Raw genomic sequence first — 18,352 nt, 5'->3', positions numbered from 1 at the left:
TGAACGCGCTGTTCCCGATGGAAGCCAAGCTCAATCTGCGGACGAATTTGAAAAATTGGCGAACAAATGAGTAAAGGTGACCCTGAAGGCCATGAACGGACTCTCGATTCGCGCCTACGCGCGCCACCGTGGCGTGTCGCACGTGGCCGTGAAAAAGGCCATCGACACCGGACGGATCACGCCGCTGTCTGACGGCACGATTGATCCGGACGCGGCGGACGCTCAGTGGGCACAGAACACATTGCAGCCACGCGGAGCCGCTGCGCCAGCGAAGGTCAGCCCCGCGAGGGTGCGGCGCGTGGCCGCTACGGACGAACCAGCAACGCAGCGCGATGCTGTCGACGCCAGCACAGCGCCGATGTCGGCGAGCGGCACCTCGCTCTTGCAGGCGCGCACGGTCAACGAAGTTCTCAAGGCAAAGCTCGCCAACTTGGTGTTGGCCCAGAAAAAGAGAGAAGTGGTCGACCGTGCGCAGGCTATTGCCCACGTGTTTCACCTTGCACGCATCGAGCGTGACGCGTGGTTGAACTGGCCTGCGCGGGTTTCCGGCCAGATGGCGTCCACGCTTGGCATCGACGCGCACCAGATGCACGTGGCGCTCGAAGCTGCCGTGCGCGAGCACTTGATTGAGTTGGGCGAGTTGCGCCCCAGAGTTGATTGACTGGGGATTGATCACCATGGACTACGAAGGCGCCCAGGAAATCGAACGGGCGTGGCGCGATGGACTCACTCCCGACCCGCTGCTCACGGTATCGGAATGGTCAGATCGCCACCGGATGCTCTCCAGCAAGGCGTCTGCCGAGCCGGGGCGCTGGCGTACCAGCCGCACGCCGTACCTGAGGGCGATCATGGACTGTCTGTCGCCTACCTCTCCGGTCGAGCGGGTGGTGTTCATGAAGGCCGCACAACTCGGTGCGACCGAGATGGGCTCGAACTGGATCGGCTACGTCATCCACCACGCGCCGGGGCCGATGATGGCCGTCTGGCCTACGGTGGAGATGGCCAAGCGCAACTCCAAGCAGCGGATTGACCCGCTGATCGAGGAGTCGTCGGCTTTGGCCGAACTGATTGCCCCGGCGCGCTCGCGCGACTCGGGCAACACCATCCTGGCCAAGGAGTTCCGGGGCGGCGTGCTGGTGATGACCGGGGCGAACAGCGCGGTGGGCTTGCGCTCGATGCCGGTGCGCTACCTGTTCCTCGACGAGGTCGACGGCTATCCGCTGGACGTCGAAGGTGAAGGCGATGCGATCTCGCTGGCCGAGGCGCGCACGCGCACCTTCGCGCGGCGCAAGATCTTCATCGTCTCGACGCCCACCATCTCGGGGGCTTCGGCCATCGAGCGCGAGTACGAGGCCAGCGATCAGCGCCGCTACTTCGTGCCGTGCCCGCACTGCAACCACCCGCAGTGGTTGCGCTTCGAGCAACTGCGCTGGGACAAGGGGCAACCGGAAACCGCAGCCTACATCTGCGAGTCCTGCGACACCGCGATTGCCGAGCATCACAAGACGTGGATGCTGGAGCACGGCGAGTGGCGCGCGATGGCAGACGGCAAGACGGCGGGATTTCACCTGTCGTCGCTGTACAGCCCGGTGGGCTGGCGCTCCTGGCGTGAGATCGCTGCCGCGTGGGAAGCTGCTGTCAACAAGGAGTCGGGGTCGGCCGCCGCGATCAAGACTTTCAAGAACACCGAACTGGGTGAGACCTGGGTCGAGGAAGGTGAAGCGCCCGACTGGCAACGGCTGGTCGAGCGCCGCGAGGAGTACCGCATCGGCAGCGTGCCGCAAGGCGGTCTGCTGCTGGTTGGCGGCGCGGACGTGCAGAAGGATCGGATCGAGGCCTCAATCTGGGCCTTCGGGCGCGGCAAGGAATCGTGGCTGGTCGAGCACCGCGTGCTGATGGGTGACACCGCCCGCGAAGCGGTGTGGAAAGCCCTGGCCGCGATGTTGGCCGAGCAGTGGACGCACGCATCGGGCGCGGCAATGCCGCTGGCGCGCTTCGCGCTGGACACCGGCTTTGCCACGCAGGAGGCCTACGCATTCGTGCGCAGCTGCCGTGACAGCCGGGTGATGGCGGTCAAGGGTGTGCGGAGTGGGGCGATGGGTGGCGCCGCCCTGATCAGCACACCGACGGCTGTCGATGTCTCGCAGGGCGGGAAGAAGCTGCGCCGAGGCATCAAGGTGTTCACCGTGGCGGTTGGCATCGCCAAGCTAGAGTTCTACAACAACCTGCGCAAGAGCGCAGATGTCGGCGAAGACGGACTGACCCCGGTGTTTCCGGCTGGGTTCGTCCACCTACCCAAGATCGACGCGGAGTTCATCCAGCAGCTGTGCGCCGAGCAACTGATCACCCGCCGCGACCGCAACGGCTTTCCGGTGCGCGAGTGGCAAAAGATGCGCGAGCGAAATGAAGCGCTCGACTGCTACGTATACGCCCGCGCGGCTGCATCGGCGGCGGGACTGGACCGCTTCGAGGAACGCCACTGGCGGGAGTTGGAGCGCCAACTTGGGGTAGCGCCTCCACCGGATGAGCCGCCGCCCATCCAAGACATCGAATTGAACGAGGCCACCCATAGCGGTGGCCTCGCTGTTTCTGGCAACCGCAATTCCGGCAGGCGGGTCATCAAGAGCCGCTGGCTCGGCTGACTTGTAGGACTGGTAGGCCTGGTAGGCCGATGAGGACACCGTGACTTACACCACCACCCAACTCGAAGTGCTCAAACGGGCTCTTGCCACCGGCGAGCGGCGCGTGAGCTTCGGCGACAAGACGGTCGAGTACCGCAGCGTCGAAGAGATTCAGACCGCAATCCGCACGGTCGAGACAGGCATCGCGCGCAACGCCGGTGCCAGCCCGAAGCGCCAGATCCGCGTCACGACTGCGAAGGGCTTCTGATGGCCTGGTACTCGAAAATTCGCAGCCTGTTCGGCCAGCCACCCGTTCACGAGGCGGCTGGCCGAGGCCGTCGCGCGGTCGCGTGGATGCCTGGCAACCCCGGCGCGGTGGCTGCGATGCTGGCGACCAGCGCCGAGTTGCGCATCAAAAGCCGGGACCTGGTTCGCCGCAATGCCTGGGCTCAAGCCGGCATTGAGGCCTTTGTGGCCAATGCTGTGGGCACCGGTATCAAGCCGCAGAGCCTGTCACCCGACGATGCCTTCAAGGCCGAGGTGCAGTCCTTGTGGCGCGATTGGACCGAGGAGGCAGATGCCGCTGGCCAGACCGATTTCTACGGTCTGCAGGCACTGGCTTGCCGGGCCATGCTGGAAGGGGGTGAATGCCTGATCCGACTGCGGCCGCGTCGCCCGGAGGACGGGCTGGTGGTGCCGCTGCAACTCCAGTTGCTTGAGTCCGAGCATCTGCCCATCAATCTGAATACCGATTTGCCCTCGGGCAACGTGGTGCGGTGCGGGATCGAGTTCGACAGCCTGGGCCGGCGTGTGGCCTACCACCTCTACAAATCGCATCCGGAGGACGGGCGCCTGGCCCCTATGTCGGGACAGGGTGGCATGGACACTGTGCGCATTCCTGCGGCGGAGATCATCCATCTCTACCGCGTGCTGCGCCCCGGCCAGATCCGGGGAGAGCCTTGGTTGTCGCGTGCCCTGGTCAAGCTCCATGAGCTCGACCAGTACGACGACGCGGAGCTCGTGCGCAAGAAAACCGCTGCGATGTTCGCGGGCTTTGTGACCCGCCAAAACCCCGAAGACAACCTGATGGGAGAAGGCGCAGCGGATGCCAGCGGGATTGCGCTGGCCGGGCTGGAGCCGGGCACGCTGCAGATCCTGGAGCCTGGCGAGGACATCAAGTTCTCCGACCCGGCCGACGTCGGCGGCTCTTACTCGGAATTCTTGCGCACCCAGTTTCGGGCGGTCGCGGCCGCCATCGGCATCACCTACGAGCAGCTGACCGGTGATCTGACCGGGGTGAACTACTCGTCCATCCGCGCGGGCTTGCTGGAATTCCGGCGCCGCTGCGAGATGGTCCAGCACTCGGTGCTGGTGCACCAGATGTGTCGCCCGGTCTGGGCGGCCTGGATGAAGCAGGCCGTCCTGGCGGGGGTGCTGAAGGCACCCGGTTTCGCCCGGGGCGGTCCTGCCCGCCGTCGCCAGTACCTGCAGGTCAAGTGGATTCCGCAGGGCTGGCAGTGGGTCGACCCCGAAAAAGAATTCAAGGCGATGTTGCTGGCTATCCGAGCCGGTCTCATGAGCCGATCGGAGGCCATCTCCTCGGCGGGCTACGACGCGGAGGACGTCGACCGCGAAATCGCCGCCGACAACCAGCGCGCTGACGACCTCGGCCTGATCTTCGATTCCGACCCTCGCTACACATCGAAGGACGGCGGGAATACACGTGCTGATGCGGAACCCAACCGCAAAACCGCCGACGCATCCGGCAGCGCCTCGACTGCCTGAAGGACCTCCATGACCTTGCTACCCCATCTGGCGGCGCGCCTCTTTGGCGTGCCGCTGGCCATCCATCGCCCAAAACTTGACGTGATCCTGTCCGTGCTCGGCCCCCGGGTCGGCCTTGCCGATCTGGCCGCCGTCCCTGGCTACACGCCGCCCCAACGTGATGGCAGCGCCACCGCCGGATCGCCGCCCGGTGTGGCCATCATCCCCATACACGGCACGCTGGTGCGTCGCACGGTGGGGCTGGAGGCCGAATCCGGGCTGACCAGCTACGCCGGCCTCGCCGCACAACTGGACGCCGCCATCGACCATCCGCAGGTGTCGGCCATCCTGCTCGACATCGATTCGCCGGGTGGCGAGTCGGGCGGTGTGTTCGATCTGGCCGACCGCATCCGTGCGGCCAGCCAGATCAAGCCGGTCTGGGCGGTGGCCAACGACATGGCCTTCTCGGCCGCCTACGCGCTGGCGTCTGCTGCAAGCAAGGTGTTCGTCTCGCGCACCGGCGGTGTCGGCTCGATTGGTGTGATCGCCATGCACGTCGACCAGTCCGAAAAAGACGCCCAAGACGGCGTGCACTACACCGCCGTGTTCGCGGGCGACCGCAAGAACGACCTCAACCCACACGAGCCGATCTCCAGCGAAGGCCATGCCTTCCTGAAAGCCGAGGTCAACCGCCTCTACGGCCTGTTTGTCGAAACCGTGGCCCGCCATCGCGGGCTCGAGCCCTCGGCCGTTCGTGACACCGAGGCGGGGCTCTTCTTCGGGCAAGCCGCTGTGGCGATGGGTTTGGCAGACGCCATCGGCACCTTCGATGACGCCCTGGCCCAACTCCGCGCATCCGTTTCCCCACTCCCGAATCTGGACACCTCACCGCCGGGCCTGACCTCAGGTTTGACCCGGGCAAGCCAATCGGGCCCATTCCGCAACCTCCAGATGGAGTCTTTCATGAACGATCCCACCGATCCCAACGACCTCACCAGTCCCGCAGTGCCGGACACCCCCGCCGCCGACCCTGCGGCCAGACCTTCTCAACAGGCGTCCGCGACGGCAATGACCGTGGCAAATGCCGTGGAAATCGCCCAGACCTGCGCGCTGGCCGGTCGCACCGACCTCATCGCGGGCTTTCTCGAAGCCCAAGCCACACCGGCCCAGGTGCGCAGCCAACTGTTGGCGGCCCAAGCCGAAGCCAGTCCGGAGATCCACAGCGTGATCAGTCCGGACGCTGCGCCGCAGCCGTCTGCCTCGCCCAGCGCCGCCAATCCGGTGATCCAGGCGGCCAAGCAACTGGCCACTCAATCTGGCGCGTCTCCATTCGCTGCATTCAAGAAGGAGTTCTGACATGTCTGCTGTGTTCACCGAACCGATGAACTTGGGCGACCTGCTCAAGTACGAAGCGCCCAACCTCTACTCGCGCGACCGCGTGACCGTCGCATCCGGACAAAGTCTGCCCCTGGGCGCTGTCGTGGGCACCGTGACCGTCAGCGGCAAATACAAGCAGTTCGACCCATCGGCCGACGACGGCACCCAGGTTGCAGCCGGTGTGTTGCTGCAAGCCTGTGACGCGGGCTTGATCGACCGGGATGACGGACTGGTGGTCGCCCGACACGCCATCGTGGCCCACCACGCACTGGTGTGGCCGGCATCCATCACCGACGCAGAAAAGTCTGTCGCCATCGCTCAGCTCAAAGCGCTGGGCGTTCTCGTTCGCCAAGGAGCCTGACCATGAACAACCCTTTCAGCAATCCCGCGTTCTCGATGGCTTCGCTCACCGCTGCCATCAACATCCTGCCCAACCGCTACGGTCGCCTTGAGGACCTGAACCTGATGCCCCCGAAGCCGGTGCGTCAGCGACAGATCATCGTGGAGGAGATGAACGGCGTGCTCAACCTGCTGCCTACCTTGCCCCCGGGCTCGCCCGGTACCGTGGGTGTGCGCGGCAAGCGCAAGCTACGATCCTTCGTGGTGCCGCACATCCCGCACGACGATGTCGTGCTGCCCGAAGAGGTTCAAGGCATCCGCGCCTTTGGCTCGGAGACCGAAACCGAAACGATCGCGGGTGTTCTGGCCCGGCACTTGGAGACGATGCGCAACAAGCACGCGATCACCCTGGAGCATTTGCGCATGGGTGCCCTGAAGGGCGTGATCCTGGACGCCGATGGCTCGGTGCTGTACGACCTGTTTGATGCATTCCAGATCGCCCAGCAATCGGTGAATTTCGAGCTGGGCACGGCGGGCACCAACGTCAAGGCCAAGTGCATCTCGGTGTTGGCCGCGATCGAGGACAACCTCAAGGGCGAATTCATGAACGGGGTGCACTGCCTGTGCTCGCCCGAGTTCTTCTCGGCGCTGACCGGCCATGCCAAGGTCGAAAAGGCCTTCGAGAACTGGCAAAACGGAGCCATCCTCATCAACGACGTGCGCCGAGGGTTCACCTTTGGCGGCATCACCTTCGAGGAGTACCGGGGCCAGGCGACCGACGCCAACGGCACAGCGCGTCGTTTCATCGCTGCTGGCGAAGCGCATGCCTTCCCCTTGGGCACGGTTGACACCTTCGGCACCTACTTTGCCCCGGCGGACTTCAACGAGACCGTCAACACCATGGGCCAGGCGCTGTACGCCAAGCAAGAGCCGCGCAAGTTCGAGCGGGGTACCGATCTGCACACCCAGTCCAACCCGCTGCCGATGTGCCATCGCCCGGGTGTGTTGGTCAAGCTCACGGCGACCTGATCGATGGGGCCGCTGCAGATGATGGAGACCATCTACACGGCAGCCCACCGTGCGGGGCTGCTTCAGGTCTGCACCTGGCAGCCGGCCGACGGCTTGCCAGGCCAGACCCATCCGGTCGGTTTCTCTTGTCCAGACGCCACCCTGCTCGACGGACTGGCTTCCAGCACCGAGTACGCCATGACCTTCCCCGCTTCGGCCTTTATGGGGCTGGCTCCACGCGAGTCGGTCCAGATCGCTGGCGTGACCTACCTCGTCCGAGAGGTGGTCGCGGTGGGGGATGGGTCTGAGCGTCGTGCGCGGCTGAGCAAGGTCTGATCAGGATCTGATGCGATGACAGGATTTGATGCCATGACCGGCAACTCGATTCGCGAGCAGATCCTGCTGGCGGTGTTGGCGGCTGTGCGCCCGGTGGCCGAGCAACTGGGTGCCACGGTGCACCGATCGCCGACGGTGGCGATTGGCCGCGAGCTGTGCCCGACCTTGGTCGTGTTCCCTGAGGGCGAGGCGATCACCGAACGGAACAACGACCGAGTCGCGCGGGAACTGACGGTTCGCATCGTTGCGCTGGCCCGCGCCATCCCGCCGGTGGCCCCTGAAACCGAAGCCGACCGACTGCTCACCGCTGCCCACGCCGCCTTGATGGCCAACGCCAACCTGGGCGGACTGGCGCTGGGCATCCGGGAGCAGGAGTGCGAATGGGAGGTAGAGGACGCCGATGCCGTTGCCGCTGCCTTGCCCGCCCGCTACGCGATCAGCTACCGCACGCTGGCCCGTGATCTGACCCAACCAGGATGACCCATGAATCCACAAACTACACGCTTGGTCCTGAAGCGGCCGCACACCCACGCCGGCAAATCCTTCCAGATCGGTGATCGCATCGACGTCGATCCCCATACCGCGACGTGGCTGCTGTCGCAGGACGTTGTCTTTGCCGTAGCAGAGCCGCCTGCGTCCGATACCCCCCTCGATCCAGTCCTCGACGAACTCCGCCCCGAGCCGTCGAAACCCCTGTCCAAGTCTCCCTCCAAAGATCTTCCCAAGGAAATCAAACCATGAGCACCTACGCCTCCTTTCAGGGCCGCGTCTATCTCGGCAAACGCGACAGCGCCGGCCTGCCCATCGAAGTGCGCTCGCCTGGCAACGTGGCCGAGCTCAAACTCTCGCTCAAGACCGACGTGCTGGAGCACTACGAGAGCCAGACCGGTCAGCGCACGCTGGACCACCGCATGGTCAAGCAAAAGTCTGCCACGGTGAACCTGACCATCGAGGAATTCACCAAAGAAAACCTGGCACTGGCCTTGTACGGCACCCACGTGGTCGGCACGTCCGGCACGGTGACCGATGAACCGGTGGGCGGTGCCACCCCCACCGTGGGCGACCGCTACTTCCTGGCCCACCCCAAGGTGAGCAGCCTGGTGGTGACCGATTCGGCCGGCACCCCTGCGACGCTCACGGCCGGCACGCACTACACCGCCGATGTCGACTTCGGTGCCGTCCAGTTTCTGGACACCACCGGCTTCACCGCGCCGTTCAAGGCCAGCTACGGTTACGGTGTGGCCACCGAAATCGGCATCTTCACCCAGGCGCTGCCCGAGCGTTACCTGCGCATGGAGGGCATCAACACCGCGCAGGGCAATGCCAAGGTGCTGGTCGAGCTCTACCGGGTGGCCTTTGACCCCCTGAAAGAAATCTCCTTCATCTCGGACGAGTACAACAAGTTCGAGCTCGAAGGTTCGCTGCTGGCCGACAGCATGAAGCCGTTCGACGCGGTGCTCGGTCAGTTCGGCCGCATCGTCCAGCTCTGATAGGGGCCAGCCATGAGCGATCTGGACACCTTGGTGCCTCAGCCGGTTGATCTGCTGATCCACGGCGAAACACTGCGCATTCAACCGCTGAAGGTGGGGCAACTTCCCGGCTTTCTGCGAGCGATCACACCGGTCATGCAGCAAATCTCGTCGGCCGATATCGATTGGCTGACGCTCTTCGCAGAGCGGGGCGAAGATTTACTCGCTGCGATTGCGATCGCCGTTGGCAAGCCGCGAGCTTGGGTGGACGACCTGGCCGCCGACGAAGCCATCCTCTTGGCAGCCAAGGTCATCGAGGTGAATGCGGATTTTTTTACGCGGACGGTGATGCCCCGGCTCGACGGGGCCCTCGCAGCGGGCCTCAAGGTGCCTACAGCGATGGCTGGTTCGACGCCATCCAGCACCTGATCGAGCACGGTCACCGTTTGCCGGACATCCTGGGCTACACCTTGGCGCAGGTGCGCGGCTTCATGGCCGCCACGGGCCGAATGGACGCTGCCCGGGATGCGCGCTGGCTGTCTCTGCTGGCCATCGGCACGCGCGGTGACGCCCGGCAATTGGACGTCACCCTGGATCGCCTCAAAGACCATGCGAATCTCGATCCGCATCGATAGCGCGGCTGGACAGGCGCAGCTGCGCCAGTGGGGCGGTGAATTCCGCGAGAAGGTCAGACGGGCCGTCGCCCAGGCCATGGCCAGTGAGGCCGCCGACCTCAAGCAGGACGTGCGCAGCCATGTGGCAGGCCAGATGGCGGTGGTCAAGAAGTCCTTCTTGAAGGGATTCACCGCTCGCGCGCTGGACAAGGACCCCAAGCGTCTGCCGGCTCTTTACGTGGGCTCGCGCATCCCCTGGTCGGGCATGCACGAGCGCGGGGGTCGGATCGCTGGGCGCATGCTGATTCCGCTCAATGGGCGGGTGGGCCGCAAACGGTTCAAGGCCCAGGTGGCCGAGCTCATGCGCGGCGGCAACGCCTACTTCATCAAGAACGCCAAGGGAAACATCGTGCTGATGGCAGAAAACCTCAAGGACTACGACCGACCGCTCGCCGGCTTCAAGCGCCGCTACCGCAAAGCCGAGGGCATCAAACGGCTCAAGCGTGGCGCCGACATTCCGATCGCGGTCCTGGTCCCGAAGGTCGTGCTCAAGAAGCGTCTGGATGTCGAGCGCATGGTGGCGGGGCGGATCCCGCGCCTGTCGGCTGCGATCGAACGCCAGATCGGCACCCTCGACTGACGTCATGGCCAAGCGAATTTCTGTCCTCGTCGCGCTCGATGGTGCCGACGAGGGGCTCAAACGCGCCATCACATCGGCCGAGCGCAGTCTGGGCGAACTGTCCACGGCGGCCAAGACCAGCGGCGCAAAGGCGGCCGCCGGCATCGCCGAAGTCAAGGCCGGGATGTCTGCCTTCGGCGAGCAGGTCGACCGCGCCAAAACCCAACTGCTGGCCTTCGTCACCCTGAATTGGGCGGGCGGCAAGGTTCAGGAGATCATCCAGGTGGCAGACGCCTGGAACATGATGTCCGCACGGCTCAAGCTGGCCACCACCGGTCAGCGCGAGTACACGGTGGCGCAGAAAGAGCTGTTCGCTATCGCCCAGCGCATTGGCGTGCCGATTCAGGAAACCGCCACGCTCTACGGCAAGCTGCAGCAAGCGGTGCGCATGCTGGGTGGCGAGCAACAGGATGCGCTGTCGATCACCGAGAGCATCTCGCAGGCCCTGCGCTTGTCTGGTGCTTCGGCCACCGAAGCGCAGTCCTCGCTGCTGCAGTTCGGCCAGGCCTTGGCCTCGGGCGTCCTGCGCGGCGAGGAGTTCAACTCCGTCGTCGAGAACAGCCCCCGCCTGGCGCAGGCCCTCGCCGATGGCTTGAACGTGCCGATTGGGCGGTTGCGCAAGCTCGCCGAAGAGGGGCGTCTGACCGCCGACGTGGTGGTCAATGCGCTGATGAGCCAGAAGGACAAGCTCGCAGCCGAGTACGCCCAGTTGCCCGCCACGGTGAGCCAGGCCTTTACCCGGCTGTCCAACGCCTTCGGGCAGTGGATCAACCGTTTGGACGAATCCACCGGGTTCACGAAGAAGTTGGCGGAGGCGCTCACCTTCCTCGCAGATAACCTGGATGTGGTGATGCAGTGGCTCAAGCGCATCGCCGAGGTGGGACTGGCGGTGCTGATCTACCGCCTGATTCCGGCCATGATCACCGCCTGGCAGACGGCCGGTGCCGCAGCGGTCACGGCGGCCACCGCCACGTCGGCGGCGTGGGCCACGGCCAACCTGACGGTGACGGCGGCCGTCGCCAGCGTTGGTCTGCTCAAGACCGCGTTTGCGGTGCTCGGAGCCTTTTTGGTGGGATGGGAGATCGGCACCTGGCTCTCCGAGAAATTCGAGGTCGTTCGCAAAGCCGGCATCTTTATGGTCGAGGTGCTGGTCAAAGCGATCGAGCAGCTGCGCTACCGTTGGGAGGTGTTCGCCGCGATATTCACTTCGGACACGATCGCCGAGGCGACAAAGCGCCATGAGCAGCGTCTGGCCGAGATGAATCAGATCTTCGCGCAGATGTATGCCGACGCCAGCCGGGGCTCAGAAGCTGCGCGGGGTGCCATGAACACGGCCGCCACGACCGCTGAAGAAATCGCCAAACGTCTGGAGGCAGTGCGCCAGGGTACCCAGGAGGCGGTCGCCCGAGGGGTTGAAGCAATGCACACCGCCTTGGAACGCTTGAAGTCCCGCATCGGGGAGGTCGAGCAGTCGGTGGCCAAAGCCACGCAGACCGTCAATGACGCGACCGCCAAGATGGCCGAGGCTTACAAGGGGCTCACCAGCATCGTCGAGGCGAACTTGCTGCGCCAGGTGGAGGCGGTCAAGGCGCGCTACGACCAGGAAAAGACTGCCTTGGAACTGTCCAAGCAGTCTGAAACTGCCCTGATCACGAAGTCAACGCAACTCCTGACCGACGCGCTGACGAAACAAACCGATCTGCGCCGGCTGGCCACGACAGACGCGCTCAAGTTGGTCGATCAGGAATCCCAGGCCAGGGTACAGGCGGCCCAACGTCAGGGCCAGACCGAGGAGGAGCGTCGCACCAATGTCCAGCGCGTCGAGAATGAGATCCTGGCGACCAAGCGGCAGACGCTCACCCAGGCGCTGACCGAGTACCGCCAGCACATCGACGCTCTGAACGCAGAGGCCAACCGACATCTGGCCGAGGTCCAGCGCATCGAGAACGAGAAGCGCCAGTTGTCGATGACAACCGAAGAGCGCATTCGGGAGATCCAGCGCCAGGGGATGACCGAGTTCCAGGCCAACGAGGACCGCAAACGCCAGGTGGCTGAACTCCAGCAGAAGGCGCGCGAGGCACTGGCCAATGGGGAACTGGAACTGGCACGGCAACTTGCCCAGAAAGCCATGGACATGGCGGCTCAGGTCGCCACCTCGCAGACCAACGAGGCCAAGCGTGCCGAGGATGCCAGGAAACAATCCGAACAGAACCTGACCCAGGTCGTGCAGTTGGAGGCCCAGTCCCGCGAGGCCTACCGCAAGCAGGAATACGCCACGGCGGACCAGTTGATGCGGCAGGCGGACGCTCTGCGCGCTGAGATCGCGCAGAAGTCCCAAGCGGCTGATCAGGCAGCGGTGCGCAGCAAAAACGACGTGGCCGGCGCCATCGGCGCGATCCGCACCTCGGAGGAATTGCTCAACCAGGCGCTGGATGCTGAAGGCCGTGCCCACCGCACGGCGGCGCAGTCGGCCATCAGCGCCCGTGACGAAATCCGCCAGACGCTCACCCAGACCCAGACGCAAATCGACCAGATCACGGCCAAACTGGCCCAAGGGCTCAAGGTCACGCTGGAGGCCGACGCGACGCGCTTCAACCAGGCCATTGCGGATCTGGACAAGGCCCTCGCTGAAAAAGAATTCCTGCTCAAGATCCAGGCCGATCTGCAAGAGGCGCAGAAGAAGCTCAAGGAATACGAGCAACTGCTCAAAGAGGGCAAGACCCTGCCGGTGGATGCCGACGTCACCAAGGCCAAGGAGGCTTTGGACAAGCTCAAGACGTACGCGGACCAGAACTCGCAGTTCGAGCTCAAGGTCGCGACCGAGAAGGCGCAGGCGGCGATCACCAACGTCGAGGGGATGATCCGGGCGCTGGACCGGATCCAGACCGAATCGGCCCATGTCGTTCGCACCAACGCCGATGCAGCCCGATCCGAGATCCAAAGCCTCAACGGCGCGAACACCTCCAGCACCCACACGATTTATGTGCGCAAGGTGGAAACCAATGCCACCGGCGGTTTGGTTGGTGGCGTGCGTCATTTCGCACGGGGGGGCCCAGTGACTGCTGCGTTTGCCCGGATGAGCGGCGGTTCCGTCCCCGGCTCGGGCCACCACGACACCGTGCCTCGGACCCTGGACGCCGGCGCTTTTGTGATTCGCAAGTCGGCGGTGCAGAAGTACGGCGGCACCGCCCTGGCGCGGCTGGCGAACACGGCCCGCGCATCAGCGAGTGCGTTGGGTGTGGCGCGGTTTGCGGTTGGTGGACCCGTGCGCTTGCAGGGGACGACCCGTTCATCGCCATCCGATGGGTTTGTTGGCAGCGCCAAGCGAAACCGGGAGGTCGCCGAAGCCGAAAAGATGATCGATCTGGGCTTGCAGGGCTTGCGCGAGTACATGAACTGGTCGCAGAGCAAGTACGGCGGCAGCCTGGACGCCACCTGGAAAACCTTCCAGACCTGGAATCCCATGGCGATGCAAGACCGCTCAGTCCTGCAGGCCATGGCCGAGCGCAAGACCCTGACCGCGAACGAGCGCCAGACCCTGGACCAGATCAAGCAGCGATGGCGCTTTGCCATGTCTCAGCCTCTGGTGTACGGCAAAGACCTCGAGCGCGAACTGATCGACCACATGGAGCAGAACCAGGGCGAGTTCTATCGCCAGGGTGGCTTGTCCAAGTCTGACACCGTCCCGGCCATGCTCACGCCCGGCGAATACGTCGTCAACCGGGAGGCGGTCGCGCGGTGGGGCAGTGGATTCTTCGAGTCGATCAACAACCTGTCCATGCCGGCCCGAGCGCTGGCGCAACGGGTGCAGGGTTTTGCCACCGGGGGACTGGTCCGGCCGGCGGGCGTTCCTTTGGCGTCGCCGGTGTTGCCGAGCGATGGCGCCCCCGCGCGAACCGTACGGGTGGAGTTGGCAGCGGGCGATCGCAAGGTCAGCGCCTCCATCGACGCCCGAGACGAATCACGACTGCTGAGCCTGCTGGAAATCGCCAGGGCCCGCGCTGCGTGATTCGTATCGATTGATTCGCATCGCTTAACCCGGACCGCGTAGCCAGGGCTCTTTAACCGGGCTCTTTAACCGGGCTCTTTGACCCAAGCCGTTTGAAACAGACGTCCCTCGTCCGGGGCGTCCAAGGAATCACATCCATGCAACTCAAGAACCTCAGCACCGAGGTCGATCTGGTGCTGCCCGACGACCTGCTCTGGAGCGACGAGCACAACTGGTCACCGACCGTGGCCTCCACCTCCTACCTGGTCACCGGCGCCTTGCTCATCCAATCCGCGACCCGCCAGGCCGGGCGTCCGATCACCCTGGTGGGGGCCCCGGACATGGCCTGGGTCACCCGTGCCACCGTCGAGCAACTGCGTGTATGGGCGGCCGCACCCGTGGGCAGTGCGACCGGACGCTTTGAGCTGACCTTCGCAGACGGTCGCGCCTTCACCGTGGTGTTTCGCCACGCCGACTCGCCCATCGAGGCCGAGCCGGTGTTGGGCATTCCGGCGCAAGACGACGGCGCGTTCTACCGCCTGACCCTTCGCTTCTTGGAGATCTTTTGATGCCGATTCAATCCGGCGACGTCAAACTGCTGAAGTCCGCCGTGATGGCGGACGTGCCCGAAGGCGGTGGTGCGCCCACCGGCATCGCGATTGCCGATGGGGTCTCGAATGCCATCTTTCCGGACATCTCGGAGCTGGACCGTGCGGGCGGCCGGGTCAACTTGCGCAAGTCCTTTGTGCAGGTGGCCACCGACGACACCGACACCTACTTTGGCGCCAACGTCATCGTGGCTGATCCGCCGCAGGACCCCCGCGTCAGCGTCACGCTCTTCTCGACCGAAAAAACCTTCGACACCCGTGAGCAGGCGCAAGTGCGCATCGAGGCCTACCTCAACAAAGGCCCCGAGTGGGCGGGGTACCTGTTTGAGAACCACATCGCGGGCCAGCGCGTCATCCAACTGTTTCAGCGCACCACCGACGCCATCCCCAACGTCGGTCAGACCCTGGTCTTGATCGAAAACGAGGGCCTGAGCACCCAGAAAGAGCAGTACATCCGTGCGACCTCGGTGTCGGTGGTCGAGCGCACGTTCACCTACAACAACGACCAGGACTACAAAGCCCACGTCGTGACGGTGGAGCTCAGTGACGCCCTGCGCCACGACTTCACCGGCTCACCCGCCACGCGCGCCTTCACGCGGGTGGGCAACGCCACGCGGGTGCGTGACACGGTGGTGGCCGATGCGGGCACGTACGTTGGTGTCGTTCCGCTGACCCAGGCCGCGTCGGTGGGGGACTTCACGATCAAGGGTGCGTCGATCTACACGCAGCTGGTTCCAAGCGCCCAGGCCGAAACACCGATTTCGTTTGTTCCGCCCTATGCGGCCGCAGGGCTCCCAGTGCCCGGTGCTGTGCCGGTCAGCTACACGGCCAGCCATCCCTGGACCGCCACCACCAACTTCAACCTGCCCGGAGGATGTCTGCCGGGGTCGCTGTCGATGGTGACGGATGGGGTGACGGTCTTTGATGACGCAGGCCTGCTCAAGACGGCCAGTGGCGTATTGGGGACGATCGACTACGCCAACGGCATCCTGACCCTCAACGCCGGCTCGATGTCCAGCGCCAAGGCGGTCACTTACACGCCCGCCGCGCTAATTCTGCGTGCACCGCAAAGCTCGGAGATCCCGGTGACGCCCGAGTCGCGCAGCCAGTCCTATGTGGGTACCGTCACCCCGGTGCCGCAGCCCGGCACGCTGTCGATCAGTTACATGGCTCAGGGCCGTTGGTACGTGCTGTCCGAGGTCGGCAACGGCTCGCTCAGAGGACTGGATGCGAGTTATGGCGCTGGCACTTTCAACAGGAATACAGGCGCTTTCGTGGTAACACTGGGTGCGCTGCCCGACGTGGGAAGCGCCTTGGTGCTGACTTGGAACGTGCCCACCCAGGAGACGCAGCAGCCATCCCTTGCCCTGAAGGCATCTCAGGTCCTGACCCTCACGCCCCCGGCCGGGACGGCGGTACAGCCTGGCTCGCTGACAGTCGCCTGGGAACACGACGGGACGAACACAGCAACGGCGCTTGCATCGGGCCTGCTCAGTGGTCCGGCCACCGGGTCTTTAAGCGTTGCACAAGGTCGAGTCGACTTCGCCCCCAACGTGTTGCCGGCGGTGGGCACCGAAATCACGGTGAACTACGTGGCCGGCCCCAAACAGGAGGACGTGTTCTCGCATCCTTCCCGCAATGGTGCGGGGACCTTGCCGGTGACTGCCACGCTGGAGGCAATCGTACCCGGATCGCTGGAGGTCGAATGGAACACCTTCACCGACGAGGCGGTGTTGGCCACCTACACCCGCACGCAGTTGATGGAGATGGGTATCAACCTGTCCATCTGGCGCGACCCCATTCAGATCGCTCGGGACGATGGGCTGGGCAATGTCGTCCTCAATGGGGCGAACATCGGAACGGTCAATTACGCCACCGGTGCGGTGGTGTTCAATCCGGACGTCTCGATCCGCATTCCGCAGCCCATTTACACGGGAGCACCCATCGCAGGGACCGGGCGTTGGCGGCTGAACTACGGGGGCATTGCCTACGTGGATGCGCCCTCGCTCTACCCGAACGATGAGTCTGGGGTGGTGAAGCTGCGTTACAACAGCCCTGGCGCGACCAGCACCCAGTCCGAAACGTTCACTTTCGCGCCCAGTTTCAAGCTGGTGCCTGGCGTGAATGCTCAGGTGGTCACTGGCACGGTGTTGCTTACGGCGCCGGGCGCACAGCCCTGGGGAGACAACGGACAAGGCACGCTGCGCGAGTTCACCACCAGCGGTTGGATCACGCGCGGGTCCATCAACTACCTCTCTGGCGAGGTGGCGCTGACGTCCTGGACGACTGGCACGGTCAACGCGATCCAGCGAGTCAGCTGCGTGACCACGGTGGGCGAGGGTATTTCCAGCGAGTTTGTGTTCCGCACCGGTGCGGCGCCGCTGCGTCCGGGCTCACTCTCTATCCAGTACGCCCGCGCGGTGGGCGGGACACAAACCGTGACGGCGGGCGTCAACGGCACGATCGAAGCCAGTGGTGTGAGTGGCAGCGTCGATTACGACTCCGGTCTGGTGCGTGTGCGCTTTGGCACGCTGGTCACCGCAGCGGGCAACGAGAGCCAGCCGTGGTACGCCGCAGATCGGGTGGGGTCTGATGGCAAGATCTTCCGGCCTGAGCCCATTGCGATGTCGAGCCTGCGCTACAGCGCAGTGGCCTACAGCTATTTGCCCTTGGATGCAGATCTGTTGGGCATCGATCCGGTGCGCCTGCCCAGTGACGGGCGGGTGCCGATCTTCAGGCCCGGTGGGTTCGCGGTGGTCGGACACACCGGTCGCATCACGGCCACGGTGAGCAACGGGCAGACCATCGACTGCGCTCGGGTGAGACTCTCTCGGGTGCGCGTGGTCGGGCACAACGGGGAGGTCATCCACACGGGCTACACCACCGATCTGGAAGCCGGCACCGTGACGTTCAACAGCGTCACAGCTTACAGCCAGCCGGTCACCATCGAGCACCGCATCGAGGACATGGCTGTCGTGCGCGATGTGCAGATCAGCGGCGAGATCAGTTTCACACGCGCGCTGACCCACGACTACCCGCTGGCCACCCTGGGGGACCCCAGATCGGGCAGTTTCGTCTCCAGCGCACTTGTGGCGGGCGATCTGTTTGCCCGGGTCAGCCTGGTGTTCGATCAGTCCACCTGGAGTGGCGCCTGGACGGATTCTTTGGTGGGGTCATCGGCCACGGCCACCTTCAACAACACCGCGTACCCGATCACCGTGACTAACCGGGGCGCTTTGACCGAGCGCTGGATCGTGCGCTTCACCGGGTCCACGAGCTTTGAGCTCATTGGCGAGAACGTGGGTGTGATTGCGGTGGGCAACACATCGTCCGATTGCGCGCCGAACAACCCCGCCACCGGTGTGCCGTACTTCACCATCCCTGCACTGGGTTGGGGCATCGGCTGGAGCACGGGCAACGTGCTGCGCTTCAACACCATCGGTGCGGGCTTCCCCATCTGGGTCGTGCGAACCATACAGCAGGGCCCGGAGACGGTCACCAACGACAGCTTCTCGCTGCTGGTGCGCGGTGACATCGATACGCCTTGAT

17 protein-coding genes are annotated in these 18,352 nt (G+C 64.7%); all 17 read left to right on the top strand.

Translation table 11 applies throughout. The features are described 5' to 3' along the window. Positions 1 to 91 precede the first annotated feature (91 nt). The 17 genes from ACFQU0_RS02060 (at position 92) to ACFQU0_RS01980 (ending at position 18,351) form a co-directional block, all read left to right on the top strand. The gene (locus ACFQU0_RS02060; protein WP_382198547.1) at positions 92 to 661 is read left to right on the top strand and encodes an elements of external origin; all 570 of its coding nucleotides are present in this window, start codon (positions 92 to 94) and stop codon (positions 659 to 661) included. 10 nt (positions 662 to 671) lie between these two features. Beyond that, positions 672 to 2,642, top strand: coding sequence for a phage terminase large subunit family protein (locus ACFQU0_RS02055; RefSeq protein WP_382198546.1), 1,971 nt, complete (start codon positions 672 to 674; stop codon positions 2,640 to 2,642). A gap of 40 nt (positions 2,643 to 2,682) precedes the next feature. Next, complete coding sequence (locus ACFQU0_RS02050; RefSeq protein WP_382198369.1) at positions 2,683 to 2,889, top strand: phage head-tail joining protein; 207 nt, start codon at positions 2,683 to 2,685, stop codon at positions 2,887 to 2,889. Continuing rightward, positions 2,889 to 4,406 carry a phage portal protein gene (locus ACFQU0_RS02045; RefSeq protein WP_382198367.1) on the top strand — a complete coding sequence of 506 codons (1,518 nt, stop codon included), beginning with the start codon at positions 2,889 to 2,891 and terminating at the stop codon, positions 4,404 to 4,406. The genes ACFQU0_RS02050 and ACFQU0_RS02045 overlap by 1 nt, the downstream gene beginning before the upstream one ends. Positions 4,407 to 4,415: 9 nt before the next feature. Then, positions 4,416 to 5,741: a S49 family peptidase gene (locus ACFQU0_RS02040; RefSeq protein ID WP_382198365.1), complete on the top strand. Its 1,326-nt coding sequence runs from the start codon at positions 4,416 to 4,418 to the stop codon at positions 5,739 to 5,741. Between the two features lies 1 nt (position 5,742). Further along, a complete protein-coding gene (locus ACFQU0_RS02035) occupies positions 5,743 to 6,123 on the top strand; it encodes a head decoration protein (RefSeq protein WP_382198363.1) in 381 nt (126 codons plus the stop codon). 2 nt (positions 6,124 to 6,125) lie between these two features. After that, positions 6,126 to 7,130, top strand: a complete 1,005-nt coding sequence (locus tag ACFQU0_RS02030) for a major capsid protein (RefSeq protein ID WP_382198361.1) — start codon at positions 6,126 to 6,128, stop codon at positions 7,128 to 7,130. 21 nt (positions 7,131 to 7,151) lie between these two features. Continuing rightward, the gene (locus tag ACFQU0_RS02025; RefSeq protein ID WP_382198359.1) at positions 7,152 to 7,445 is read left to right on the top strand and encodes a hypothetical protein; all 294 of its coding nucleotides are present in this window, start codon (positions 7,152 to 7,154) and stop codon (positions 7,443 to 7,445) included. Between the two features lie 33 nt (positions 7,446 to 7,478). Continuing rightward, positions 7,479 to 7,925 carry a hypothetical protein gene (locus ACFQU0_RS02020; protein WP_382198545.1) on the top strand — a complete coding sequence of 149 codons (447 nt, stop codon included), beginning with the start codon at positions 7,479 to 7,481 and terminating at the stop codon, positions 7,923 to 7,925. 3 nt (positions 7,926 to 7,928) lie between these two features. Next, a complete protein-coding gene (locus ACFQU0_RS02015) occupies positions 7,929 to 8,186 on the top strand; it encodes a DUF7210 family protein (protein ID WP_382198357.1) in 258 nt (85 codons plus the stop codon). Next, positions 8,183 to 8,935, top strand: coding sequence for a phage tail tube protein (locus tag ACFQU0_RS02010; RefSeq protein ID WP_382198355.1), 753 nt, complete (start codon positions 8,183 to 8,185; stop codon positions 8,933 to 8,935). The genes ACFQU0_RS02015 and ACFQU0_RS02010 overlap by 4 nt, the downstream gene beginning before the upstream one ends. A gap of 12 nt (positions 8,936 to 8,947) precedes the next feature. Further along, positions 8,948 to 9,343: a hypothetical protein gene (locus ACFQU0_RS02005; RefSeq protein ID WP_382198353.1), complete on the top strand. Its 396-nt coding sequence runs from the start codon at positions 8,948 to 8,950 to the stop codon at positions 9,341 to 9,343. Continuing rightward, the gene (locus ACFQU0_RS02000; protein WP_382198544.1) at positions 9,340 to 9,549 is read left to right on the top strand and encodes a hypothetical protein; all 210 of its coding nucleotides are present in this window, start codon (positions 9,340 to 9,342) and stop codon (positions 9,547 to 9,549) included. The genes ACFQU0_RS02005 and ACFQU0_RS02000 overlap by 4 nt, the downstream gene beginning before the upstream one ends. Next, the gene (locus ACFQU0_RS01995; RefSeq protein WP_382198351.1) at positions 9,524 to 10,168 is read left to right on the top strand and encodes a DUF6441 family protein; all 645 of its coding nucleotides are present in this window, start codon (positions 9,524 to 9,526) and stop codon (positions 10,166 to 10,168) included. The genes ACFQU0_RS02000 and ACFQU0_RS01995 overlap by 26 nt, the downstream gene beginning before the upstream one ends. 4 nt (positions 10,169 to 10,172) lie before the next feature. After that, positions 10,173 to 14,216 carry a tape measure protein gene (locus ACFQU0_RS01990; protein WP_382198543.1) on the top strand — a complete coding sequence of 1,348 codons (4,044 nt, stop codon included), beginning with the start codon at positions 10,173 to 10,175 and terminating at the stop codon, positions 14,214 to 14,216. Positions 14,217 to 14,353: 137 nt separating this feature from the next. Further along, positions 14,354 to 14,764, top strand: a complete 411-nt coding sequence (locus ACFQU0_RS01985) for a hypothetical protein (RefSeq protein ID WP_382198349.1) — start codon at positions 14,354 to 14,356, stop codon at positions 14,762 to 14,764. Further along, positions 14,764 to 18,351, top strand: coding sequence for a hypothetical protein (locus ACFQU0_RS01980; RefSeq protein WP_382198347.1), 3,588 nt, complete (start codon positions 14,764 to 14,766; stop codon positions 18,349 to 18,351). The genes ACFQU0_RS01985 and ACFQU0_RS01980 overlap by 1 nt, the downstream gene beginning before the upstream one ends. The last annotated feature ends 1 nt before the right edge of the window (position 18,352 follow it).

The organism is Hydrogenophaga defluvii, assembly GCF_042665235.1.
Lineage (GTDB): Bacteria > Pseudomonadota > Gammaproteobacteria > Burkholderiales > Burkholderiaceae_C > Hydrogenophaga > Hydrogenophaga defluvii_A.
This window is presented reverse-complemented; position numbering and strand designations above follow the sequence as displayed.